This window comes from Parasphingopyxis sp. (genome assembly GCF_028279465.1).
Lineage (GTDB): Bacteria > Pseudomonadota > Alphaproteobacteria > Sphingomonadales > Sphingomonadaceae > Parasphingopyxis.
In genome coordinates, this window is record NZ_JANQNS010000016.1 from 24,118 (window position 1) to 47,367 (window position 23,250).

At 64.2% G+C, this 23,250-nt stretch carries 25 protein-coding genes; 21 read left to right on the forward strand and 4 right to left on the reverse strand.

All coding sequences use genetic code 11. From position 1 onward, the window contains the following. The first annotated feature begins 63 nt into the window (after positions 1 to 63). The gene (locus Q0974_RS13525; protein WP_299328627.1) at positions 64 to 1,851 is read left to right on the forward strand and encodes a patatin-like phospholipase family protein; all 1,788 of its coding nucleotides are present in this window, start codon (positions 64 to 66) and stop codon (positions 1,849 to 1,851) included. A 66-nt stretch (positions 1,852 to 1,917) separates the two neighbouring features. Here Q0974_RS13525 and Q0974_RS13530 read toward each other — a convergent pair whose 3' ends face one another. Together Q0974_RS13530 and Q0974_RS13535 are read right to left on the reverse strand one after the other, a co-directional pair. After that, entirely contained in the window at positions 1,918 to 2,757 is an 840-nt protein-coding gene (locus Q0974_RS13530) for a sterol desaturase family protein (protein WP_299328630.1), read from the reverse strand. A 630-nt stretch (positions 2,758 to 3,387) separates the two neighbouring features. Beyond that, positions 3,388 to 4,443, reverse strand: coding sequence for a helix-turn-helix domain-containing protein (locus Q0974_RS13535; protein ID WP_299328633.1), 1,056 nt, complete (start codon positions 4,441 to 4,443; stop codon positions 3,388 to 3,390). A 213-nt stretch (positions 4,444 to 4,656) separates the two neighbouring features. On the opposite strand from Q0974_RS13535, the gene Q0974_RS13540 reads away from it, so the two are divergent. The 6 genes from Q0974_RS13540 (at position 4,657) to Q0974_RS13565 (ending at position 9,804) form a co-directional block, all read left to right on the forward strand. Further along, entirely contained in the window at positions 4,657 to 5,391 is a 735-nt protein-coding gene (locus tag Q0974_RS13540) for a hypothetical protein (protein WP_299328636.1), read from the forward strand. Positions 5,392 to 5,410: 19 nt separating this feature from the next. Further along, positions 5,411 to 6,712 carry a terminase family protein gene (locus tag Q0974_RS13545; protein ID WP_299328695.1) on the forward strand — a complete coding sequence of 434 codons (1,302 nt, stop codon included), beginning with the start codon at positions 5,411 to 5,413 and terminating at the stop codon, positions 6,710 to 6,712. 125 nt (positions 6,713 to 6,837) lie between these two features. Continuing rightward, a complete protein-coding gene (locus Q0974_RS13550) occupies positions 6,838 to 7,704 on the forward strand; it encodes a DUF4349 domain-containing protein (RefSeq protein WP_299328638.1) in 867 nt (288 codons plus the stop codon). Between the two features lie 135 nt (positions 7,705 to 7,839). Further along, a complete protein-coding gene (locus Q0974_RS13555) occupies positions 7,840 to 8,961 on the forward strand; it encodes a phage portal protein (protein WP_299328641.1) in 1,122 nt (373 codons plus the stop codon). A 115-nt stretch (positions 8,962 to 9,076) separates the two neighbouring features. Then, complete coding sequence (locus tag Q0974_RS13560; RefSeq protein WP_299328644.1) at positions 9,077 to 9,391, forward strand: DUF6127 family protein; 315 nt, start codon at positions 9,077 to 9,079, stop codon at positions 9,389 to 9,391. After that, positions 9,388 to 9,804: an HK97 family phage prohead protease gene (locus Q0974_RS13565; protein ID WP_299328647.1), complete on the forward strand. Its 417-nt coding sequence runs from the start codon at positions 9,388 to 9,390 to the stop codon at positions 9,802 to 9,804. The genes Q0974_RS13560 and Q0974_RS13565 overlap by 4 nt, the downstream gene beginning before the upstream one ends. Here the strand turns inward: Q0974_RS13565 and Q0974_RS13570 are convergent. Next, a complete protein-coding gene (locus tag Q0974_RS13570) occupies positions 9,792 to 10,364 on the reverse strand; it encodes a hypothetical protein (RefSeq protein WP_299328649.1) in 573 nt (190 codons plus the stop codon). The genes Q0974_RS13565 and Q0974_RS13570 overlap by 13 nt on opposite strands. After that, positions 10,361 to 10,618 carry a DUF3297 family protein gene (locus tag Q0974_RS13575; protein WP_299328652.1) on the reverse strand — a complete coding sequence of 86 codons (258 nt, stop codon included), beginning with the start codon at positions 10,616 to 10,618 and terminating at the stop codon, positions 10,361 to 10,363. Before Q0974_RS13575 ends, Q0974_RS13570 begins: the two co-directional genes overlap by 4 nt. A 381-nt stretch (positions 10,619 to 10,999) precedes the next feature. Between Q0974_RS13575 and Q0974_RS13580 the strand changes: the two genes are divergently transcribed. The 14 genes from Q0974_RS13580 to Q0974_RS13645 form a co-directional block, all read left to right on the forward strand. Continuing rightward, positions 11,000 to 12,199: a phage major capsid protein gene (locus Q0974_RS13580; protein WP_299328655.1), complete on the forward strand. Its 1,200-nt coding sequence runs from the start codon at positions 11,000 to 11,002 to the stop codon at positions 12,197 to 12,199. Positions 12,200 to 12,457: 258 nt separating this feature from the next. Beyond that, positions 12,458 to 12,739, forward strand: a complete 282-nt coding sequence (locus Q0974_RS13585; RefSeq protein WP_299328658.1) for a hypothetical protein — start codon at positions 12,458 to 12,460, stop codon at positions 12,737 to 12,739. Further along, positions 12,739 to 13,281 (forward strand): head-tail connector protein, encoded by a 543-nt coding sequence (locus tag Q0974_RS13590; RefSeq protein WP_299328661.1) that lies wholly within the window; start codon positions 12,739 to 12,741, stop codon positions 13,279 to 13,281. The genes Q0974_RS13585 and Q0974_RS13590 overlap by 1 nt, the downstream gene beginning before the upstream one ends. Beyond that, positions 13,278 to 13,670: a DUF3168 domain-containing protein gene (locus Q0974_RS13595; RefSeq protein ID WP_299328663.1), complete on the forward strand. Its 393-nt coding sequence runs from the start codon at positions 13,278 to 13,280 to the stop codon at positions 13,668 to 13,670. Before Q0974_RS13590 ends, Q0974_RS13595 begins: the two co-directional genes overlap by 4 nt. A gap of 266 nt (positions 13,671 to 13,936) precedes the next feature. After that, on the forward strand, positions 13,937 to 14,344 hold the full coding sequence (locus tag Q0974_RS13600) for a phage tail protein (RefSeq protein WP_299328666.1): 408 nt from the start codon (positions 13,937 to 13,939) through the stop codon (positions 14,342 to 14,344). Between the two features lie 210 nt (positions 14,345 to 14,554). After that, the gene (locus tag Q0974_RS13605) at positions 14,555 to 14,866 is read left to right on the forward strand and encodes a gene transfer agent family protein (RefSeq protein ID WP_299328669.1); all 312 of its coding nucleotides are present in this window, start codon (positions 14,555 to 14,557) and stop codon (positions 14,864 to 14,866) included. Positions 14,867 to 15,053: 187 nt separating this feature from the next. Further along, positions 15,054 to 15,260: a phage tail assembly chaperone gene (locus Q0974_RS13610; protein ID WP_299328672.1), complete on the forward strand. Its 207-nt coding sequence runs from the start codon at positions 15,054 to 15,056 to the stop codon at positions 15,258 to 15,260. Beyond that, positions 15,253 to 15,834, forward strand: a complete 582-nt coding sequence (locus tag Q0974_RS13615; RefSeq protein ID WP_299328675.1) for a tail tape measure protein — start codon at positions 15,253 to 15,255, stop codon at positions 15,832 to 15,834. The genes Q0974_RS13610 and Q0974_RS13615 overlap by 8 nt, the downstream gene beginning before the upstream one ends. 4 nt (positions 15,835 to 15,838) lie before the next feature. Then, positions 15,839 to 18,169: a DUF2460 domain-containing protein gene (locus Q0974_RS13620; protein WP_299328677.1), complete on the forward strand. Its 2,331-nt coding sequence runs from the start codon at positions 15,839 to 15,841 to the stop codon at positions 18,167 to 18,169. After that, positions 18,169 to 18,990 carry a DUF2163 domain-containing protein gene (locus Q0974_RS13625; protein WP_299328680.1) on the forward strand — a complete coding sequence of 274 codons (822 nt, stop codon included), beginning with the start codon at positions 18,169 to 18,171 and terminating at the stop codon, positions 18,988 to 18,990. Before Q0974_RS13620 ends, Q0974_RS13625 begins: the two co-directional genes overlap by 1 nt. Next, the gene (locus Q0974_RS13630; RefSeq protein ID WP_299328683.1) at positions 18,987 to 19,427 is read left to right on the forward strand and encodes a peptidoglycan endopeptidase; all 441 of its coding nucleotides are present in this window, start codon (positions 18,987 to 18,989) and stop codon (positions 19,425 to 19,427) included. The genes Q0974_RS13625 and Q0974_RS13630 overlap by 4 nt, the downstream gene beginning before the upstream one ends. 3 nt (positions 19,428 to 19,430) lie before the next feature. Further along, a complete protein-coding gene (locus Q0974_RS13635; RefSeq protein ID WP_299328686.1) occupies positions 19,431 to 21,632 on the forward strand; it encodes a phage tail protein in 2,202 nt (733 codons plus the stop codon). 15 nt (positions 21,633 to 21,647) lie between these two features. After that, positions 21,648 to 22,148: a DUF2793 domain-containing protein gene (locus tag Q0974_RS13640; protein ID WP_299328689.1), complete on the forward strand. Its 501-nt coding sequence runs from the start codon at positions 21,648 to 21,650 to the stop codon at positions 22,146 to 22,148. Positions 22,149 to 22,383: 235 nt separating this feature from the next. After that, positions 22,384 to 23,250, forward strand: an 867-nt coding sequence (locus Q0974_RS13645; protein WP_299328692.1) for an outer membrane beta-barrel protein, incomplete at its 3' end; no start/stop codon positions are given.

Below are 23,250 nucleotides of genomic sequence, written 5' to 3' on the forward strand. Positions count from 1 at the left end.
CCGCTAGATGCGCGCAAAACATATCGCGGGTCGCACTGGGACGGGGTTTTAGGGGGCGAATAGATGGCGGACGATTTTTCGCAGGTCGAAGCTTTTGCCGGTCTGGACGAAACCGGGCGGCAGGCCTTACGCGAAGCGGCGGAGCGCATGCCGGTCAAGGGCGGGGAATATCTGGTCCGCTATGGCGAGGAAGCCGATGCGCTGTACCTCGTCTCCACCGGGCGGTTTTACGTGCAGCTTTCCAACGGCCGCGTGGTTGCGGAGATCGGCGCGGGCGAACCGGTCGGCGAACTCGCTTTCTTCTCCGGCGGCACGCGGACAGCCGACGTGCGCGCGAGCCGCGACAGTACCGTCTTCCGGCTGACGCGCGAGGCGTACGACTCGATCGTCGCAAAACATCCGAAAATCGCCGACTCCATACTCGCGACCGTGTCCTCACGGCTGGCGCGGACGACGGCCTCATCGAGCGCCATGGAGGCGAAACCCGGCAAGGTTGTCGCGCTGATGCCCGCCGCGGGATCGCAACTGCCCGAAGGATTTGCCGAGCGGCTGGGCGCGGCGCTCGGCCGGCACAACGAAACGCGGATCGTCACCCTTGCCGAGAAACCCGAAGGCGTGTCGGCCGATAGTGACGCGCTGAGCCAATGGCTGGGCGAACTGGAGCGCAAGGCCAAGCGCGTTATCCTGGTTGCCGGCGGCGAGCGCGGCTGGGACCGGGCGATCGCGCGCAATGCTGACGATCTGATACTTGTCGCGCCGCTATTCGAGGAGGAATGCGACCGCTCCGATCTTGAGGATTATGCGATCCCGCTGTTCCTGCGCGCGAACCGGATGCTGATCCTGTGGCGCGAGCGCGAGGCGCAGGAGATTACGGGCTCTGGCCGCTGGCTCGACAGCCGCAATGTGAAGCTCCACCATCAGGTGCCGCTCGACAGCGAGGCGGCGTTTGCGCGGGTTGGCCGGTTCATGGCGGGGCGGGCCAATGGTGTCGTGCTCGCCGGTGGCGGCGCGCTGGGCTGCGCGCATGTCGGCGTGATGCAGGCGCTGCTCGAAAACGACATTCCGATCGACTTTTACGGCGGCACGAGCGCGGGCGCGGCAATGGGCGGCGCGCTGGCGCAAGGGCTGACGCCGGAAGAGACGATCGTGCAGATGCAGGACATGTTTATCGCCAAAAAGGCGATGAAGCGGGTTACTGTACCGGTCCATTCGATCCTCGATCCGCGCGTGTTCGACGAGCAGTTGGAGCTGCGATACTCCAACAAGGATATCGCCGATCTGCCCTATAATTTCTTCGGCGTGTCGACGAACCTCTCTACCAACAGCGTCTATGTGCACCGGCGCGGGCCGCTCTGGCATGCGGTGCGCGCATCGGGCTCTCTGCCGACGATCCTGCCGCCTTTCATCACGCGGGAAGGGGATATTCTCGTCGATGGCGGCGTGCTCGACAATATCCCGGTCACGATCATGCGAGAGGCGAAGGCGGGGCCGAACGTGGTCGTCTCGCTGCGCTCGGATGCCGGCGAGGAGTGGCGGCTCGACACCAAATACCGCTTCCTCCGCTCGCGCGGAAAATTGCTGGCGGACGTGCTCTTACGCCGCAAACCGAAACACGAATTTCCGAGCATCGTTGAGATCATGTCGCGCTCGATGGTCGTCTCCAGCGCGAGCGCGGTGCGCGACAATCTCAGCCAGGCGGACGTGCTGCTGATGCCGCCGATCCCCGAAACGATGAAGATTCTCGATTGGCATCTCGGCCGCGATCTCTCGGAATCGGCGCGCCAATATACCGCGCAACGGATTATCGAGCAGCAGGATCTGGCCGATATGAAGGACCCGTTGACCGCCTGAAAAAAGAAGCGGGCGTGCTGTGAGGCCGCCCGCTCCGAGGGGAGAGTGAAATCTAGGGTCCTAACCCTAGCGCGCGGCGGCAAGGCCTGTTTCCGCTTGCTCGGTTTCCGCTTCGGGCTTGGCGACCGATGCGGCGAAAGCGGCTTCATATTCGGGCGCTTCGGTCTTCATAAGCACGTCCCAAAAGCGAAAATAAAATCCGTAGTTGCGATTGAAATTGCCCGAATGGTGCATGTCGTGATGGGTGGTCGTGCTGATCCAGCGGGTGAGCGGGTTTTTCAGCCACCAGCGCGCGTGCAGCTCGAGCCCGGCATGGCCCATCGCGTTGCGGATAATCATCAACGCGAGAAAGGCGGTTATCACCGTGGCCGGGGTCGGCACGAAGAACAGCCAGAGCGGCATGAAGGCGACCATCACCAGCGCCTCGGGTATATCGAACGCATAGGCGGCGAAGGGCGTCGGCGTAACCGAACGATGATGGAAGCGGTGGAAGGTCTTGAACAGCTTCGGGTGGTGCATCATCCGGTGCGTCCAATAGAAATAGGCGTCATGTGCGAGCAGTATCGCTGCGAACAGCGCGAGATCGATGGCGAGGCCGTAGCTGCCCTGAATATCGTAGAGGATGCCCATCTGCGACGCGGCGACGATGAAGATGCCGACAAACACGAATATCGCGCAGGTGCGCAGCGAGGCGAAGAATTCGCGCCGGTAATCGGCCGAGCTCGCGACCCGTTTCTGAATTTGACGATAGGCCCCGCCGCCGCGCTTGGCGATCCAGACGATCGCGGCGATCACCGACGCGGCGATCAGATAGCGGCCGAAATCGAAGGTGATCATGCTGGGTATATGCGCGATACCTACACGGATCGGCTCGGGCAGAAAGGCGAGAATTTCGTTGATCGGCATTGCGGCTCTCCCATGTGCGTTTGATGGGGCCGATGTGCCGGTCTGCAGCCTGTTTTTCTCGCCCGGCTTGGAACCAGGCTAGCCGGATTTCGAAATCGATAAGCGGAAAAGCGTCGGAATTCAGCCGATCTTGGCTAGGCAGGCACACTGATCTTGTGCCCTGCCCGATAGATCTCGGTATCGGATTTCGATATTTATCGTTGTCGCCCACCGTTGCCGAACTCAACTAGTCACGCGATACTGCTATTCGCCTACCCGGTGTTCCGAAATGAGCCGATCATCAATGCGGCTGTAGCAGTATACTTTCGACCCGCCGATTGTTCGCGTCGTTGGTCTAAGCTCAACACATCGTCTATCTTCCAAATGCATAACGATCGGGAACAGATATTTATAGTCGTCCAGCAGCATGGGCTCTGCCCTAGGGTTCATAGCGTTGTATCGTCGAATCGAAGATTCCACGATTGATACATCGCTTCTGTAGTAGAAAGGCTTGCGCTCAAATTCTTCAACCTTGAGCCATAGCCACACGGAGAATCCCAAGGAAACCAGAAGAGAAATCAAAGTTATGCAAAAGTATATTTTGTATTTCATCCTAATTCCGATCTGCGCGAAATTCTCGCAAATGACCGTCTAATCGATCTTCGCCGCGCGATACTGGCTTGGCGTCATATCCTCGGCTTCGCGAAACGCTCGGTTGAACGGGCCGAGCGAGCCGAATCCGGCGTCGAGCGCGATGGTCAGGATCGGCACGTCGCGCTGTTCGGGATCGGCCAGCGCCGTGCGCACCTCGTCCAGCCGATAGCTGTTGAGGAAGGCGGCGAAGTTGCGATGGCCGAGTTGCCGGTTGATCAGGCGGCGCAGCCGATATTCCTGCGTGTCGAGGCGATGAGCGAGCGCGGCGATGGTGAGGCCGTCCTCCCGCCAGGCCAGCTCGCTCGTCATATGTGCATCGAGCTTGGCGGCCAGCACGGTATCGAGTTCGGGCTTCTTCTCGTCGGCATCGCCGGATCGCTGCGGCGCGCCGAACAGATCGGCGCGGTTCGTGGCGAGCATCGCTGTAGCGGCGGCAAGCGTGAGCAGGAAAATACCGAAGACCAGCCATGCCCGGGCGCTGCTCGGCGAATAGAGAAAGGCGGGCCGCATGCCGATTTCGGTGACCAGTACGATCACCGTGTAAAGGCCGATCGCGCTCATACCCCAGGTGCGAAACCGCCGGCGTTCCTCGATCAGGTCTTCGCCCCGGCTGCGCCAGGCGACATAAAGGCCGGCCACCGCCATGCCGATGGCCGCAGCCCGTCCCGCGATTCCGGTCGGTATGATCCAGGGTTCGATATCGAGCCACAGCATCCAGGCATGCCAGTGCATGAGCCCGACCGAACCCGCGACCAGGGCCCAGCTGCGCCAGCCCGGCCGTTCGTCGGCGAACCAGGCGCGCGCGAGCAGCCAGAACACGCCCGGTGCCGCGTTGGAACCGACCTCGAACGCCCAGTCGATCAAGGCCGGCGGACCGTCGATCCCCGTGACCCGGTTCGTTGCGACGATGTGGCAGATTACCGTTACAAGAAAGAGCATGCCGATCCGGCCGGCCGGCGCGTGCCGATGATCGCGCCAGAGAATCAGGGTCATCAGCAGCGCGAGCCCGATCACACCGCCCTTCACGACCAGATTGAGTTCGTCCCAGCTCATGGGGGAAGGTGGTGTCAGAGAATTTTGAGTCACGCAATCCCGCGCATATCGGGGCCTTGGGATAGAGTGGGGTCGGTTATTTTACCAAATCGGTAAAAATACCTTGACAGCGTAACGCTGTTTCGGTACACAAGCCGAAGATCGAAAAATCTATCCAGCCGGGGCGCGACAGCGTTTCCCGGCTTTTGTTTTGGCGTGAACATGGCGGCGGCGATGAAAGGCAAAACCGGACGACCGCGTGGAAAGGGCAATCTGTTTACGCCGGAGCGCCGAGAACATTTCCTCGAAGAACTCGGTATTTGCCAGAACGTCGCCAAGGCGGCCCGGGCTGTCGGCATTAGCAGCGCCTGCGCTTATCGCTGGCGCAACAAGGACAAAGCGTTTCGCGCTGGATGGGCGGAGGTACTTGGGCAGGAAATCGTGCTTGAGCCGCGCCGGATCAATCCCGGCGGCCGCGGCGTTCGGGTGGCGATGGTCGCCCGGCGGCACGATGCTCCGAGCGAAGAGATACGGGCTGAGTTTCTCGCGCATCTGGCGATGACGTCTAATGTCGCCAGCGCCGCGCGCCATGCCGGTATGTGCAAGCAGACGGCATACCGCCTGTTTGATCGCGACGCGGCTTTCGCCCGGCAATGGTGCGAAGCGCTGACCTCCGGCTATGCGCATCTGGAAATGGAAATGCTGGCGCGGGCGCGGTTCGGAACGGAAACCCCGAAGTTTCATGCGGGCAACAAGATTGCCGAGATTACCACATACAGCGACGCCACGGCGCTCAAACTGCTGCTGGCGCACAAGGACGCGGTGGTCCGGCAGCGCGCAATGCAACAGGATGTCGACGAGGATGACATATTGGAGCGCCTCGATGCCAAACTTGCCGAGATGAAAGTGCGGCTGGAGAGCGCGGACACGGAAACCGCGCGGCCCGGTTCGGCATCGGATGGTCCATAGCAATCCGCGGTTGTCTGCGATGCTGGCCTTGCCGCCGCATCACCGGCGCGCTGTTCTGGAGGCGTTGGGCAAGACGTCTGCTCGCGCGCTGGAAAGCCTCTGGCGATTTTGGGCCGGCGATGATCAGATTGCACCAGAAGGCGACTGGCATGTCTGGCTGATTCTGGCCGGTCGCGGTTTCGGCAAAACGCGTGCCGGAGCCGAATGGGTGCGGGCAATCGCGAAGGAGAACGGAGCAGCGCGGATCGCACTGATCGGCGCGACTTTGCATGAAGCACGCAGCGTGATGGTGGAAGGCCAAAGTGGGCTTTTGGCGGTTACGCCGCGAGATGAGGATATTCTGTGGGCGCCATCCCTGCGGCGGCTGGCTTGGCCGAACGGGGCACAGGCCAAGCTCTATTCGGCGGCGGAACCGGACAGTCTGCGCGGACCGGAGCACAGCCATGCCTGGTGCGACGAGATCGGCAAATGGCCGGATGGCGAAGCGGCTTGGGACAATATGATGCTGGGCATGCGGCGTGGCGGCGGGCCGCGCATCGTCGCCACGACGACTCCGCGTCCGGTTCCGCTGATCGAGCGGCTGATAGGCGAGGCGCAGAGCGACGATAAAGCTATCATCGTCACACGCGGTAGGACGCAGGACAATTGCTTGAACCTTGCGCCAGCTTTTATTGCCACCGTCGAAGCCGCCTATGGCGGCACCCGGCTGGGGCGGCAGGAGCTGGATGGCGAGCTGATCGCGGATATCGAGAACAGCCTGTGGCCGCGCGCGCTGATCGAAGCGTGCCGCGTCGATGCCGCGCCGGAGATGCGGCGCATTGTCGTCGCGGTCGATCCGCCGGCCGGCGCGGGCGAGCATTCGGACGCCTGCGGCATTGTCGCCGCCGGGCTTGGCGCGGACGGCCGCGGCTATGTGCTCGCCGATGCGAGCGTCGACGGATTGCGGCCCGAAGGCTGGGCGCGGAAAGTGGCCGAGACGGCGGAGATTTGGAACGCGGATCGCGTGATCGCCGAGGCGAACCAGGGCGGCGAGATGGTGCGCGCCGTATTGCGCGCGGCGGAGCGGAACCTACCGCTCCGGCTGGTCCACGCCGCGCGCGGCAAGAGCGCCCGCGCCGAGCCGATCGCGGCCTTTTATGAGCGCGGTGAGGTCCGCCATATGGGCACCTTCCCGGCGCTCGAAGACGAGATGGCGGGCCTGACGATAGACGGCCGCTACCAGGGCCCCGGCCGCAGCCCCGACCGCGCCGACGCGCTGGTCCATGCGCTGACGGAGCTATTGTTGAGAGGGCGGAATGCGCCGGGGGTACGAAGGCTGTGAAGCAAAGTGCTAATATTGTTTCATATCAGTTATTTCGGCTGCTAAAATCACTCGCGATCGTGCGGACGGTGGACACAGTTCATCGCTCATAGTAAACGGTTCGTCTTGCAGATGAGGAGTTCCGCGTGCGTAAGAAATTTGCTGTGCTTGGTGTTCTGGGCGTGTTGGCGGCCTGTGGTGAAGCTTCGCAATATGCGGATGAAAGCGCATCAGCCGACCGGGTCGCGCCAAATATCGATCCCACCGCGGCCCCTGGCGTCGCGTTCGATTATGCGATGCGGCTCGGAGTGCCGGATTCGCTCATCGCCGAATTACAGGAAAGCCATGCGGATTCGTGCGAGGAAATGGGGCTGGATCGCTGCCAGATTATCGGCATGCAATTCGATCGATCCGATGAGGGTAGAGTGCGGGGATCGCTGACCTTTCTAATCGTACCCGCCGAGGCCCGGTCCTTCGCCGGCGATGCCGTAAGCAGCGCAGAAGAAATGGGAGGCACTCTGCTATCGAGCCGGTTCAGCGGCGAGGAGGTGCAGACAGCTATCGATGACAGCGAGCGCAGCGAAACCCGTATCGAGGACCGTTTGGCCGAGATCGACCGCGCTTTGAATGCCGGTGGATTGTCGGATGACCGGCGCGCCCAACTTGAATCGGAGGCAGCAGATCTGCGGGCGCGATTGGCCGGCGAGCAGCAGGTGCAAGCGGCGAATGAGCGGCGCCTCGCCATGTCGCCACTGACGATCAGCTATGTCGGCGAATACAGCTATGGCCGGAAGCCACTCGGACAGATCGCGGATGAGGGGCTCCAGGCGGGCCGTACCAGTCTGACCGCGCTCTTCACCGTTCTGGTATATCTCGTGACCGTGTTGCTGCCATGGCTCGTCGTCGGTGGCCTGCTGATTTTTGGTTTGCGTTGGTTGTCCAATCGGTTCGGCGAATGGCGCGCGCGGCGTGAGGCGATCCGCTATGCCGATGAAGAAGCCGACCAAATGTGAACGAGCGTATCCAACGCGGCTGAGCTGATAATGTGCTGTAACGGCAAACTACAGCAGAAACGATCTGAGCCGTACGGGCTCAAATAGAACTGCGTCTAGCCAGCTCGCCGCTGGGAGAAGGTTCAGGAGAATTCGATGAAACTCTTCGGATGGAAGTCCGGGCGCGCGTCCGCGCGTCCGGCGTTGCTGCGTGCGCCATGGGGTGCGGTCACGGTCGGCGATTGGCCGCGTGGGTATGAGGCCCAGGTGCGTGGCGGCTATGTTGACAATCCGGTTGCGCAGCGCGCCGTGCGTCTTGTTTCCGAGAGCGCGGGCGCGGCGCCGCTGGCCGGCGGAGCGCGGGAGACGGGCTTGTGCGCCGCGGATTCCGCCGGTCAGCCTCTGATCGAGACGGCGGCGGCGCATCTGCTGCTCCATGGCAACGCCTATATCCAGATTCTCTGTGATGCGGATGACGCGCCGGCCGAGCTGTACGCGCTGCGCCCCGAGCGGGTGACGGTCGAGCCCGACGCGCAGGGCTGGCCCGCCGCCTATCTCTATCGCGCGGGCGAGAAGACCATGCGGCTCGAGGCGAAGGATGGGATGGGGAGGCCGGGCCTTATCCATATCCGCGCCATGCATCCGCTCGACGATCATTACGGGCTGGGCGCGCTCGGCGCGGCGGCGGGCGCGATCGCCATCCACAATGCTGCGACCAAATGGAACAAGGCGCTGCTCGACAATGCGGCGCGGCCCTCGGGTGCGCTCGTCTATGATCCCGGCGAACCGGGCGCGGCGCTGTCGGGTGAACAGTTCGAGCGGCTCAAGGCGGAGATGGAGGCCGGCTTCCAGGGCGCGGCCAATGCGGGCCGCCCGATGCTGCTCGAAGGCGGGCTGACATGGCAGGCGATGAGCATGACGCCGGCGGACATGGATTTCGTCGGGCTGAAAGCGGCCGCGGCGCGGGAGATCGCGCTGGCCTTCGGCGTCCCCCCGATGCTGCTCGGCCTCCCAGGTGACAATACGTACGCCAATTATCGCGAGGCGAACCGGGCGCTGTGGCGGCTGGGCGTCTTGCCGCTGGCGAACAAGATACTGGGGGGCATCGCACGCGGGCTCGCCGAGTGGTGGCCGGATGCGGCGCTGGAGGTCGATCTCGATCATGTGCCCGCGCTTGCCGAGGATCGCGAGAAGCTCTGGGCGCAGGTCAGCGCAGCGGACTTCCTCTCGCCTGAGGAGAAGCGCGCGATGCTGGGGCTGGAGACCCTGGCTGAATAACCCCTCGTCACTCCCGCGCAGGCGGGAGTCCAGTCCGGCCCGGTCAGTTCGCGCTGCGGCCGGTGGACTGGTTTCCCGCCTGCGCGGGAATGACGTGTGACATTGGACAACCGGCATGACCGAAAACGAAGAAATGCTCGTCCGGCTGGTCGAGCAGTTATCCGAAAAGGGTGGCGATCTGGTGACGGTCCGCGCGATCGTCGAGGAGGCGAGCGAATTGGGCGCGACCCATGCGCTGCACAAGCTCGGCCTCGACGATGTCCATGCGCGCAAGGATCTGGATGAGCTGCGCGAACTGCTCGGCGCCTGGCGGATCGCGCGGCGCGGGGCGATGCGTACGGCGTTTGGCTGGATCGGCAAGACGCTGCTGGCGCTGATCCTGCTTGGTCTTGCCGTGCGCTTCGGCATGGTCGGCTGGCCCGGGCGATGAGCCTGCGCTTCGCCGGTTATGCGGCGGTCTTTGATCGGCCCGACCAGGGCGGCGATGTGATCCGCGCGGGCGCGTTCAAGCGGTCGCTGGAGCGTTCGGCGGGGCAGGGGCGGGATGTGCCCCTGCTGTGGCAGCATGAGAGAGGCCACGTGATCGGCCGGATCGAGACGCTGGCGGAAGATGCGCGCGGCCTGCGCGTGATCGCAAGGCTCGACGATGCGAAGCTGGCGGCGGGGCTGGAGAGCGGCACACTCGGCGGCCTCAGCTTCGGCTATCGCGTGCGCGACGGCCGGCAGGGCAAACGCGCGCTGCGCGAACTGATCGATGTCGATCTGGTGGAAGTCAGCCTGGTGCCTATTCCCATGCAGCCATTGGCGCGGGTGCATGCGGTGGCTGACAATCAAACTCGCTGAGATTCCCGGCGAATTTGCTCGTGAACAGATCGAGCATTCGCAACTCTTTGAAATTTCATCGATTTGCTGAGGGACGGAACCCAAATACCCAAACCTGAAGGTGAAATCCAATCACTCTTGCTTTCAAAGGCTATAGTACCCGAGCCATCAGCTCGTTCGGAAAGCTCCAAAACGGGTAGATGGCCTAAGTCTAGTGACTGAACCGACACATTTTTTCGTTGCCTGAAAACTAAAACGCGCTGATCGGTAACCACATAGATTTGAGAACTTCGGATTTTGGCATCATGTACGAAGCGACCAACCGTAAAGTAAAACCCGCCGAGCAAGAAGGGTATACCAAATAATGCGAACATGAAGGCTACGGACTCACCACTAATGATTGCGGCGCCCCAAGCTTCGATATTCCAGAAAACGACAAAGCCCGCCCAAAATATGCTGAATGGAATGAGAAACCAATCGGTTCTTTGAAACAAGAAGCCTTGTGCAGGTCTACCGCTCCAAACAATACGCTCGTCTACCGTAAGGTAATCGCTCGGAGAGGGCGATATGTTTATATTCACACCTCGTCCACATCCTCGAACCATGCCTCGACTTCGCCGTTGAGTTTGATCGTCAGCGGGTTGCCGTGGCGGTCGTTGGTTTTGCCGGCCTGGACGCGGATCCAGCCTTCGGAAACGCAATATTCCTCGACGTCCGTCCGCTCCTTGCCCTTGAAGCGGATGCCGATGCCGCGCTGGAGCATGGCGGGATCGTAGAAATCGCTCATCGGGTTGTTGGCAAGGCGATCGGGCGGGGTTTCTTTGGTGTCGGTCATGGCGCGTCCTGTAATTTGAAATTCTTGCGATGGGAAGGCTCACTCCTCTCCCATTTCTGGGAGTGAGCGGTGGTCGCCGGGTGTGCCATGCCCCCGGCATCGCACAGGTCGTGCTGGGAGCACGACCGACCCGTCGAACACCGCTCACTGAAACGAGACTTGCGATCATGAGCTTGTCGAAGGGTCGCTAGTCGCAGTTGGAGAGGGTTTTCCGGGCGAGAAACGGCGCAGGACGGCTCCACGCTCATTACGTTCGCTCTCGGCCCCTCTCCCTGGCGACGCTGCGCGCCGCCTTTCCCTCTCCCGCGAGGGGAGAGGGGTTAATTTCACCGCCTCCGCGCCTTCCGGCTCGGGGGCTTTTTTTGTGCCCCCAAGGAGAAGATGAACATGACAATCGAAACCAAGATGGACCCGCTCGCGGCGAGCTTTGCGGCGATGGAGCAGCCGGCGCATGAAGATGCCGCCGCGGCCGAAGATGACGCGCCAGAGGAGGATCAGGAGCAATCGCCGGCCGAGCAGGTTGCCGAACATATTGCCGCCGTAAAACGCTGGATGGATGCGCATACGGTCGCCGCGGCGCGCCCGGCGCTCGAGGGTACGAAGTCGATGCCGCGCGGGCAGAGCGATTTCACGGCGCACTATCTGCGGCGCGGGCTGGAGACCGGCCTCGAGCGCAAGAGCTTCGACGGCACGGGCGGGCCGGCGGGCGGTTATGCCATCCCGCAGGAAATCGATGCGGTGATCGACCGGACGCTGAACGACATTTCGCCGATCCGGAGCATCGCCAATGTCGTGAAGGTCGGCAGCGCCGGTTACCGGAAACTCGTGACGACGGGCGGGACGCCCTCGGGCTGGGTCGCCGAAGACGCCGCGCGCCCCGAAACCGATACGCCCGATTTTGCCGAGATCGCCCCGCCGATGGGCGAGCTTTACGCGAACCCCGCCGCCTCCCAGGCGATGCTCGACGATGCGGCCTTCGATGTCGAAGCCTGGCTCGCCAGCGAGATCGCGGCCGAATTCGCCCAAGCCGAGGGCGCGGCCTTCGTATCGGGCTCCGGCACGGACCGACCCAGGGGCTTCCTCACGGGCACGCCAACCGACGAGGCCGATGACGTCCGCGCCTTCGGAACGCTCCAATATATCGCCACCGGCACGGATGGCGGCTTCGATGCGAGCGATCCCGAATATGCGCTGGTCGATCTCGTCCAGTCGCTGCGCTCGCCCTATCGGCAGGGCGCGCACTTCGTGATGAACGCGGCGACGCTCTCGGCGATCCGCAAGTTCAAGACGGCGGACGGCGCGTTTCTCTGGCAGCCGGGCCTGATGGCGGGCCAGCCCGATACGCTGCTCGGCTATCCGATCGTCGAGGCCGACGACATGCCCGATATCGGCAGCGGCACGGACGCGATCGCCTTCGGCAATTTCAAGGCTGGCTATCTGATCGCCGAACGGGCCGAAACCGCGATCCTGCGCGATCCGTTCAGCAACAAGCCCTTCGTCCATTTCTACGCGACGAAGCGCGTCGGCGGGCAGGTCTCGAACAGCGAGGCGATCAAGCTGCTGCGGTTTAGTGTGAGCTGATCCTGAAACCCTCTCCCCTTGCGGGAGAGGGACAGGCGGCGCGTAGCGTCGCCAGGGAGAGGGGCGCAGAGCGAAGCGTAAAAGCCTCAAAGCGATACGCTTGCGGCTCACCCCTCTCCAACTTCGCCTAACCCGCTTGCGCGGGAAAGGCTGCGTATCCTCTCCCGCAAGGGGAGAGGATGGCGTGCGCCGCGTCTTCTGTGCCTCCCCCTTCGCAGGAGGCGCGGCGCTTTCCCCTATATCCACGGAGCCTTTTTCATGACTCCCATTCTCAAAGATCCCGATGCGGATCTGCGTTATGCCATGCGCTGGCCGGACGCGCTGCTCGATGGCGCGACGATTGCGGCCGCCAGTTGGGCGATCGAACCCGATGAGCCTGGCGGCGTCACCGCCTCGGCCGACTTTATCGACGGCAGCGAAACCGGCGCGCGTTTCTCGGGCGGTATCGCGGGCCGCGTCTATCGCGCCGCCTGCCATATCGACCTGTCGGACGGGTGCGCGGCCGACCGCTCGCTCGTCATTCGCGTGGAGCAGGTCTGATGGCGGCGGTCGAAGATGTGCCCGCCGCAACCGCCGTCGCGCTGGACACGGTGAAAGCCGATCTGCGCATCGCGACGGACGAAGACGATGCGCTGCTCGCCGGGCTGATCCGCACCGCGACCGGCGTCTGCGAACGCTTTGTCGGGCGGGCCCTGCTGTTGCGAGATGCGGAGGAGACGATTCCCGTATCGAGCGAATGGCGGCGGCTGACGCTGACGCCGGTCGCCGCGATCACCGGGATAACCGGGCTGCCGGAAACGGGCGATCCCTTCGCGTTGCCGATCGACAGCTATGCGATCGATATAGATAGCAATGGGGATGGCTGGGTACGCGTGACGGCGGCCGGGCAGGCGCGCCGGGTGACGGTCGCCTATCGCGCCGGCATGGGGCCGGACTGGAATGCCGTGCCCGAACCCTTGCGCCAGGGCATTGTGCGGCTCGTCGCGCATCTCTTTACGGAGCGCGATGCGGACGAGACGGCGGGGCCGCCGGCCGCGGTCGTTGCGTTGTGGCGGCCCTGGCGGCGGATGCGGCTCCAATGAGCACCGAGATCGTCTTGCGCGGTGCGCTGATGGCGGCGCTGCGCGATCATGCGCCGCTCGCCGATGCGGTGAACGGCATTTATGCCGCACCCGTCATCCGCCCGGCGATCCCGTACGTTGAGCTGGGCCCGATCGCGGCGCGCGACTGGAGCACCAAGACCGAACCGGGCCGCGAGCTGCGTTTTGCGCTGTCCATCTTCGATCAGGACGAACGCGCCGAGCGCCTCGCCGAACTGATGGCCGAGGCGGAAACCGCAATCGCCGCGCTCCCGCGCGACCTGTCCGGCTGGCGCGTCGCGAGCTGCGTCTTTCTGCGCGGCCGCGTCGACCGCAGCACCAACTCCTGGCGCGGCATCATCGATTACCGGGTGCGGATGCTGGCGGTGTGACACCCTCTCCCCACCGCGGGAGAGGGAAAGGCGGCGCGCAGCGTCGCCAGAGAGAGGGGGGCAGAGCGAAGCGTAAATGCCTCGGGGCAAAGAGCTTGCAGCTTACCTCCTCTCCAATTTCGCCTAGCGATCCTTCGACAAGCTCAGGATCGCAAGGCTCCATATCAGTTCGGGGTGAACAGCGCCCCGCGCTGTTCAGATCATGCTGGGAGCATGATCGACCTCCGAACTCCCGCAAGGGGAGAGGAATTATCGAGGAGACAATCATGGCAGCAGAAAAAGGATCGGCTTTCCTCCTGAAAGTCGGCGATGGCGGCGATCCGCCGACCTACAGCACGGTGGCGGGCATGCGCACGACGCAGCTTTCGATCAATGGCGAGCCGGTGGTCGTCACGAACAAGGATTCGGGCGGCTGGCGCGAATTGCTGAGCGGTGCGGGCGTGCGGTCCGTATCGGTGTCGGGGGCGGGCATCTTTACCGGCTCGGTGGCCGAGACGCGGCTCAAGAATAATGCGCTCGGCGGATCGCTCGACGATTATGAGCTGAGCTTCGAAAGCGGCGAGCGGATGCAGGGGCAATTCCTGATCGCCCGGCTCGACTATGCCGGCGATTTCAACGGCGAACGCAACTACACGCTGGCGCTCGAAAGTTCGGGCGCGGTGGTGAGCCTCTAAACCTTCTCCCTTGATGGGAGAAGGATACGCAAACTTGCTGATCCTGAGCTTGTCGAAGGAGAAGCTAGTTGGAGTTGGATGAGGGTGATCTATCCGCTGGCTATATCGCCTACCGATGAATCACCCTCATCCAACTTCGCCTAGGCTCGTGCCTCGCCAAGGCTCCATATCCTTCTCCCATCAAGGGAGAAGGTTTGAAAGGTACCCAATATGACGAAAGCCAACCCCGCGCGTGGCGAGGCGGAGATTGTCGTTGCGGGCGAAGCGCTGCGGTTGCGGCCGAGCTTTGCCGCGTTGGTGGCCGCCGAGGAAGAGCTCGGCCCGCTGTTCGCGCTGGTCGAGCGGGCGGCGGATGGCGGGCTCAGGCTGGCCGAACTTGTCGCGCTCTTCTGGCATTGTCTCGATCCGAAGCCCGAGGCGCTGACGCGCGAGCGGTTCGGCGAGGCGCTGGCGGGGCAGGGGCTTGCCGCGCTGACCCCGGCGCTGCGCATCCTGCTTGGGCAGGTACTGCAGGGCCGATAAAGCCCTCTCCCTTTACGGGAGAGGGAAAGACGGCGCGTAGCGTCGTCAGGGAGAGGGTACAGAGCGAACGTTTAGTGAGCGTGGAAACGCGGCGCATTGCAGCGCAGCTAAACCCTCTCTGACTGCGGCTAGGCAGCAAGCTGCCAAGCCTTCGTTGTTCTCTCCCGTAAAGGGAGAGAAAGAATTGATGATATCTGAAACTTTCGCCCAATCCGCTGCCCGGCTCGCCGGGCTTGCCGGTGCGATGCTGGGCTGGCGGCCGGACGATTTCTGGGCGGCGACGCCGGCCGAACTCGCAACGATTTTGCAGGTCTTTTCGGATGACGCACCGGACGGCGTTCCCGCCGCGCGATCGGATCTGTCCGCCCTGATGGAGCAATTTCCCGATGGATGATGAGTTTGACGACCAGATGGTCCGTATCCGCGCCGATACCCAGGCGTTCCGGCACGATGTCGAGGATATGCGCCGTGCGCTGGCCGATGGGTTGGGCGGCGCGGCCGATATTACCGGACGGCGGATCGAGGGCGCGCTGCTGCGCGCGGTGCGCACCGGCAAGCTCGGTTTCGACGATCTGAAACGCACTGCGCTCGCCGTGATGAGCGATATCGCCCAGGCGGCGATCCGGGGCGGGCTGGATTCGCTCTTCGGCGGCGCGCGGAGCGCCGGATCGGGCGGCTTGCTGTCGCTCGGCACGCAGCTCGCCAGTGCGTTGCTCGGCGTTCCGGGGCGCGCGACGGGCGGCCCCGTGGCACCGGGCCGGGCCTATCGCGTCGGCGAGCGCGGGCCGGAACTGTTCGTGCCGTCGGCCAGCGGGCGAGTCGAGCCGCTGGCCGCCCGCGACAATGCCCGTGATGTGCACGTGACCGTCAATCTCAACGCGCCGCGCGGGTCCGAACCCGAAGCGCTGACCCGTTCGAGCCGCCAGATCGCGCGCCATGTCCGCCGGGCGCTCGAGCGGGCGGACTAGGCCGATGCCCTTTTGGCTCGCCGCGCCCGGCGATGCGCAGCAGCACAGCTTCATCAAGCGTTTCGATCCGCGCTTCTGGACCGTCGATTTTCCGCGCCCGATGATGGCGTCGGTCGTGACGACGAGCCCTGCCTCGCTGCGCGCCGATTGCGTTTTCTATGACAGCGACAATCTGGCCGGGCTGATCTGGGAGAGCGAAGACCGGTGGGATCATCCGCTGATCGCCTATGAAACGGCGCGCGATTATCGCGGGTGCCGCGTGAGTTTTCACTGGCGGTCGTCGGGACTCATGCCGCTCGATGCTATTAACGGGCCGACGCTGACGATCGAGGGCCGGGACGCGAGCGGTGCGGCGCGCAGCTGGTATGTGCGCCTCTGGAACTATGCCAGCGGCGCGCCGGACGATGCGGCAATCGCGCTCGATTTCGATGCGATGCACGGCGGCTTTCTGTTGCCGGGCGAGGCCGATCCGGTCTGGGCCGGGGATATCGACCGGATGTTCATCTCGCTGGTGCCGCCCGGCTATACGGACGTAGCCGCGCCGCTCGCGGAAACGGCTGAGGCCTGGGTGGAACTGTCGGATATCGTCGCGTGTGGTCCTGCCTCGACGCTCGAGATCGGCGACACACTTCTGCCCGAACACGGGCTGCGCCTCGCGACGGGCTATGACGACGCCTATAACCAGACGCCCGAACGGCTGCTGCGCAACGCGCTGCATCTCGGCTATCGCGGGCCGATCAACCATTATGTCGGCATGAGCCATTATTACCGGCTCGGCTATTTCAGTTGGGAGCCCGGCGTTCCCCAGGCGACCCTGTCCGGCGGCGCGATCAACGCGTCGTGCGAACGCTGGCATATCGAATTTGCCGAACGGGCGAAGGCGCTCGGCTATCATCTGATCTTTTCGCTGTCTTACGAGCTGTTCGACGCGGTGTGCCGGGAAAGCTGGAAGCAGCGGGACGAGCTAGGCAATACGGCGCAGACCGGCTGGGTGCCGCCCTCGACCCTGTTGTCGCCGGCGCGCGCCCAGGCGATGAACTATCTGCGTGCGGTTGCGCTCGCCTTTGTCACGATCCTGCAGGATGCCGGGCTGCCCGTCCATTTTCAGATCGGCGAGCCCTGGTGGTGGATCACGCTCGACGGCTCCTATCGCATCTGCCTCTACGATAATGCCGCCGTGCCGGCCTTTGGCGACGATCTCGTCTCGATCCCGACGATCCTCGGGCCGCAATCGCCCGAACAGATCGCGATGCTCGACCGGGCCGGCGAAATCCTTGCGGACTCCACGGCGCTGATCGCCAATGCGGTCAAAGCGCAGGCCCCCGATGCGACGACCTATCTGCTGGTGTATCTGCCGACCGTGCTCGACGAGGCCGCGCCCGAGGCGAAGCGCGCCAATGTGCCGCTTGGCTGGGCGGACCCGGCTTTCGATGTGCTCCAGCTTGAAGACTATGACTGGGTGACGGCCGGCAATCGCGGCGCGACCGCGCGCGGCGTCGCGGCGATGGAAGCGCGGCTCGGCTATCCGGTCACGCGCCAGCACTATTTTTCGGGCTTCGTGCTCAACGCCGAAGATGCGGCGCAATGGAGCGAGATCGACGCGGCGGCCGATGCCGCACGCCGCCGGGGCGTCGCCGACACTTTCGTATGGGCGCTGCCCCAGGTGATGCGCGACGGCTTTACCCATTTCGACAGCGAGGAGAGCGATGTGCAGGCTTTCGACGATGTGCAATTTCCGCTGGCGCTCGGCCGCGAGGCGGTGGCGGCCTCCGGCTTCTCGACCGCGATCGTGACGACAGCGTCGGGCGCCGAGCATCGCAACAGCGACTGGGCCGATGCGCGGATGCGCTACGATGCGGGGCCGGGCGTGCGCGCCGAAGACGATGTCGGGACGCTGATCGCCTTTTTCCGCGCCCGGCGCGGCGCGGCGCGCGGCTTTCGCTTTCGCGATCCCTTCGATCACAGTTCGAACGGCATGGCGGGAACGCCCGCGCCCGGCGACCAGTTTCTCGGAATCGGCGAAGGGCAGACAACCGGCTTTGCGCTTGTCAAACGCTATGGCGATGCGCCGGATCAGCAGGTCCGCGCCATCACCCATCCGGTTTCGGGATCGATCCGAGTGGCCGTGGACGGCGTTGAACAGGCGAGCGGCTGGGCGTTCGAAGCGGGCGAAATCCGGTTCGACACACCGCCTGCCGCCGATGCCGAAATCCGCGCCGGCTATCTGTTCGACGTGCCCGTGCGCTTCGCCGAGGACCGGCTCGAAGTGAGCCGCGCCACCTTTCGCGCCGGCGAGGCATTGAGCGTGCCGTTGATTGAGATTCGGCCGGTCTGATGACCGATTTTCTCGCGGCGCCGGTCGCGACGATTGCCTTTTGCTGGCGTCTCGCGCGCCGGGACGGCGTGACGCTGGGTTTCACCACGCATGACCGGGATCTGACCATCGACGGCCTGGTCTATCGGTCGGCACCGGGCATGCTGCCTTCGGCGATCCGGATGGAGAGCGGCCTCGATGCCGACGTGATGGATGTCTCGGGCGCGCTGACCAGCGATGCGATTACCGAAGGCGATCTGGCGACCGGCCGTTGGGATGGCGCGCGCGTCGAGATATTCGCGGTGGATTGGGAAGAGCCGAACGCCGAAAAACTGCGGCTTGGACGCGGCGAACTCGGCGCCGTCTCGACCGAGGTTCTGCGCTTTACGGCGGAACTGAAAGGCCCGGCCGCGATGCTCGACCGGCCGGTCAGCGAGATGACGTCGCCCGAATGCCGGGCGCGGTTCGGGGACAGACGATGCCGCGTCGATCTGGCCCAGCATCAGCGGATGAGTAGCGTCGTTGCGCTGATCGACGACCGGACCATCACCATCGCCGATAGCGAACCTGCCGCCAACAGCTATGCCTATGGCCGGCTCCGCTGGATCGATGGCGGGAATAGCGGCCTGATCAGCGCGATCCTCTCATCGGACGGCGATCGTCTCACTTTGCGCGAAGCTCCGCCTTTCGCCGTGCAGCCCGGCGCGCATATCGAACTCACCCAAGGCTGCGACCGGCTGTTCGCGACCTGCCGCGACCGTTTTGCCAATGCAGAGAATTTCCGGGGCGAGCCGCATCTGCCGGGCAACGATCTGCTGACCCGCTATCCGGGAGCCGGATGATGGGCGAGCATCACGATACTCCGTCGCGGATTGTCGCGGCGGCGCGCACCTGCGTTGGTGCACGGTTTCGCGTGCAGGGACGCGATCCGGCGGTCGGGCTCGACTGTGTCGGCCTTGCCGCCTTCGCCTATCGCGCGGCGGGCGCGGTACTTACGCTGCCATCCGGTTACGCGCTGCGCGGCGGCGATGTACGCGACATGACCGATCGGCTGACCGCCAACGGTTTTGCCACCGTACCGGATGGTCTGGCGATACCGGGCGACCTTAGAGTTTTACGGCCCGGCGCGCGCCAGCTCCATTTCGCGATTCTGGGCGGCACCGGATTCATCCATGCCGATCTCGCGCTGCGGCGCATCGTTGAGCGGCCCGGACCGCCGCCCTGGCCCGTGCTCGGAACTTGGCGCTGGCGGCCCGATGCGGACCGGGAAAGGCGCTGATCCATGGCGACACTGATATTAAGCACGGTCGGCACCGCGGTGGCTGGTCCGCTCGGCGGCTCGATCGGCGCCTTTATCGGTCAGCAGATCGACAGTCGGCTGTTCGCGCCCAAGGGGCGGGAAGGGCCGCGCCTCAACGATCTGCGCCTGCAGACCTCGTCTTACGGCACGCCGATCCCGCGCGTCTTCGGCACCATGCGGATCGCGGGTACGGTGATCTGGGCGACCGATATCCAGGAGGATCGCAATCGCGAGGGCGGCGGCAAAGGCCGGCCGAGCACCACCACCTATAGTTATAGCGCGTCCTTTGCGGTTGCCCTGTCGGCGCGGCCGATCCGCGCCGTCCATCGCATCTGGGCCGATGGCAAGCTGCTGCGCGGCGCGGCCGGGGACTTCAAGAGCGAGACCGCCGATTTCCGGTTGCATCTGGGATCGGAGGATCAAGTTTTCGATCCATTGATCGCTTCGGCCGAGGGTGCCGATGGCACGCCGGCCTATCGCGGGCTGGCGCTCGCCGTGTTCGAAAATCTCCAGCTGGCCGATTTCGGCAACCGGATACCCTCGCTCACTTTCGAAGTGGAAGCGGATGCCGATGCGGTCGGCATCGGGGATATCGTCGACGATCTCAGCGCCGGGCAGGCGGCGGCCGACAGCGATGCTACGCTCTCCGGCTATGCCGCCCATGGCGCCGATCTGCGCGCCGCGATCGAAATGCTGTTCGCCGCCCTGCCGCATCATCAGATCGACGATCCCGATATCGTGCGGTTTTCCGATGCGATTCCCGATGGTTCCGACCTTGCGGATGACGATCTCGGCGCGGAGCCGGGAGAAGAGGGCGGGGCGCGCCACCGTATCGAACGGGACGGCGCAGGCCAGACGCCGGTCGAAGTTGCCATCCGCTACTATGAGCCCGTGCGCGATTATCAGGCCGGATTGCAGCGGGCCTGGCTCGATGGGCCGGATCGGGCCGTGGAACGTATCGATCTACCCTCGGCGCTGTCCGCGCCGCGCGCCAAGGCCATCGCCGAAGCACGGTTGGCGCGGCTATGGAGCGAGCGGGAGACGGCGACCGTCGCGCTGCCGTTCCGGGCGATGGACGTGCGGCCCGGCGATGCGGTGCGGATCCCGGGGCAATCCGGGGTGTGGCGCGTCGCCGGTTTCGGGCTGGAGCGGATGGCCGTGATGCTCGATCTGGTCCGGGTCGCGCCGGCCGCGCAGCCGGTTGCGGATATGGCCGCGCCGGGCCGCGCCGTATCCGATCCCGATCTCGATCATGGGCCGACGGTCTTGCATGTGCTCGACCTGCCGGGTCTCGACGACGCGCTGTACGACGCTCCGCGCCTGATCGTAGCGGCGGCGGGGCCCTCGCTGGGCTGGCGGTCCGCCGTGCTCGAAGTCAGCTATGACGGTGGCGCGAGCTTCGCCTCGCTGGGCCGCACCGCGCCCTCCGCCGTGATGGGACAGGCCGCCAGCCTGTTGGCCGGTGGCCAAGCGGCGATGATCGATGCGCAGTCTGGGGTCGAGGTCGCATTACTCCATGACGCGATGTGGCTCTCCTCGGCATCCGATGCCGCGCTGATTGCCGGCGCGAATCTGGCGCTCCTCGGCGATGAGCTGATTCAGTTCGGCTTGGCCGAGCCTTTGGGCGAGGGGCGGTTCCGCCTCGGCCGGTTGTTGCGCGGACGGCGCGGCACCGAATGGGCGATGGACGCGCACAGTATCGGCGAAGGATTCGTGTTGATCGAGGCGGCGGCTGCAAAGGCGATCAATGCGCCGATCTCCGCATTGGGCGGTTCGATCGAAGTGATGGCGACCGGCTTGGGCGATACCGACGCGCCCGTATCAGTCAGCGATAGTATCGCCGGACTGGCTATCCGCCCGCCCGCGCCGGTTCACCTGACGGCGGAGCGGCTGGCGGATGGCGGAATTGCGTTCCGCTGGGTGCGGCGCAGCCGCCTGGGCTGGGCATGGACCTCGGGCAGCGACGTGCCGCTTGGCGAGGAGACCGAATCGTGGCAGGCCACGGTCATGCCGGCGGTTGGTGCAGAACGCACGGTCGAGACCGGCCAGCCCGATTGGACATATATGCGTGCGGACCAGCTCGCCGACGGCGCAGACATGGCCGGGAGCTACACCCTCTCTGTCGTCCAGCTTGGTACGCATGCCGAATCATTCACGCCGGCGCGCACGGTTTTCACCCTCTGACACAGGAGTATCGGCATGACCGATTCGACGGCCCGGTTCGGGCTACCTTTCATCCAGCCGGGTCAGGCGCAGAAGGAGGTCTTCCACAACGAGGCGCTCGCGCTGCTCGATGCGGCCCTGCATCCGGTGGCCGAAACGCGCGGTGACAATATCCCGCCGCCGATACCCGCGATCGGGCAGGGCTGGATCGTCGGCACTGCGCCGACCGGCGACTGGTCCGGTCAGGCGAACCGGCTGGCCGTCTGGACCGCCGGCGGCTGGCGCTTCGTTGCGCCGACAGAGCATATGCGCGTCTGGGTGCGGGACGCCGAGATATATACAGTATGGGATGGCGCGGCATGGATGGACGGTGAGTTGGCAGGCTCTGTCGTCCGTATCGACGGAGTCGCTGTTGTCAGCGCGCAACAGGCGGCGATTGCCGATATCGGTGGCGGTAGTGTTATCGATGCGGAATCGCGCGCCGGGATCACCGCGATTCTCGCAGTTTTGCGGGCGCACGGCCTTATTGCGACATGATCTTGCGAATAATCACAATTAAATAACTAACTTTCCTTGCAACACTGCAACCATCGCGGCATAGAAACGTTCAGGTCGTGTATTGCTGACAAAGGCCGCTTCCAGTCTGCCATTTGAGTGCGCAGATGCGGCATTTTGGCAACAGATACGCCAATTGACTGCTTGCGTGGTCAGTTCGGTTTCGATATTGGTTTTGGCATTCCTAAGCTAGGAATTTGTAAGAAAGGGGAAAGTTATGCGCAAGTTCGCCATCAAAGCGGCGCTCGCGACAACCGCGCTCACCGTGGCGGCTACGCCAGCGCTGGCTCGCGATGATTCTTGGTATCTCGGCGCCGAAGCGGGTGGAACGCTGATCGGCAATGCCGATTTTGACGTTACCAACTCGGCCGGTGTGTTCACCAACAACGCGTTCAGCGTCAACACGGAGCCTGGCTTCGACGTTGGCGGTGTTCTGGGTTATGATTTCGGTTGGTTCCGTCTGGAAGCCGATGTTTCGTATCGCCGCGCTGAAGTTACTACCATTGAACAGAATCTTGGTTCGCGTCTGCCGATCGCGGGTACGCCTCGCGCCGACGGCGGTGTGAACTACAACCCAGGTGGCCCGAACGGCAACGCTCCGGGCAACCCGTTCCAGTGGAATGGCGCGCAGGGCAGCATTCGTATCCTCGCCTTCATGGTCAATGGTCTTCTCGACTTCGGTGACGATGACGGGTTCCAGGGCTATATCGGTGGTGGTGTCGGTATCGCCCGCACCAGCTTCGATGGTATCCGTACTACGGACGCCGCTCCGGTCTACACCGATGATTCGGACTCGGGCTTCGCTTGGCAACTTGTTGCCGGCGTTCGCTATCCGCTTTCCCGGAACTTCGACATTGGCGTGAAGTATCGCCTGTTTAATCACGATGATGTTGAAACGAACAGCTTCTACAGCACGTCGGACGAAACGGATATCCGGTCGCACAGTGCGCTGGTGACGCTGACCTATAACTTCGGGTCGCCGCCTCCGCCGCCTCCGCCGCCGCCACCGCCACCTCCGCCGCCGCCACCTCCGCCTCCGCCTCCGCCGCCGCCTCCGGCGTGCGAGCCGGGTCCGTTCCTGGTC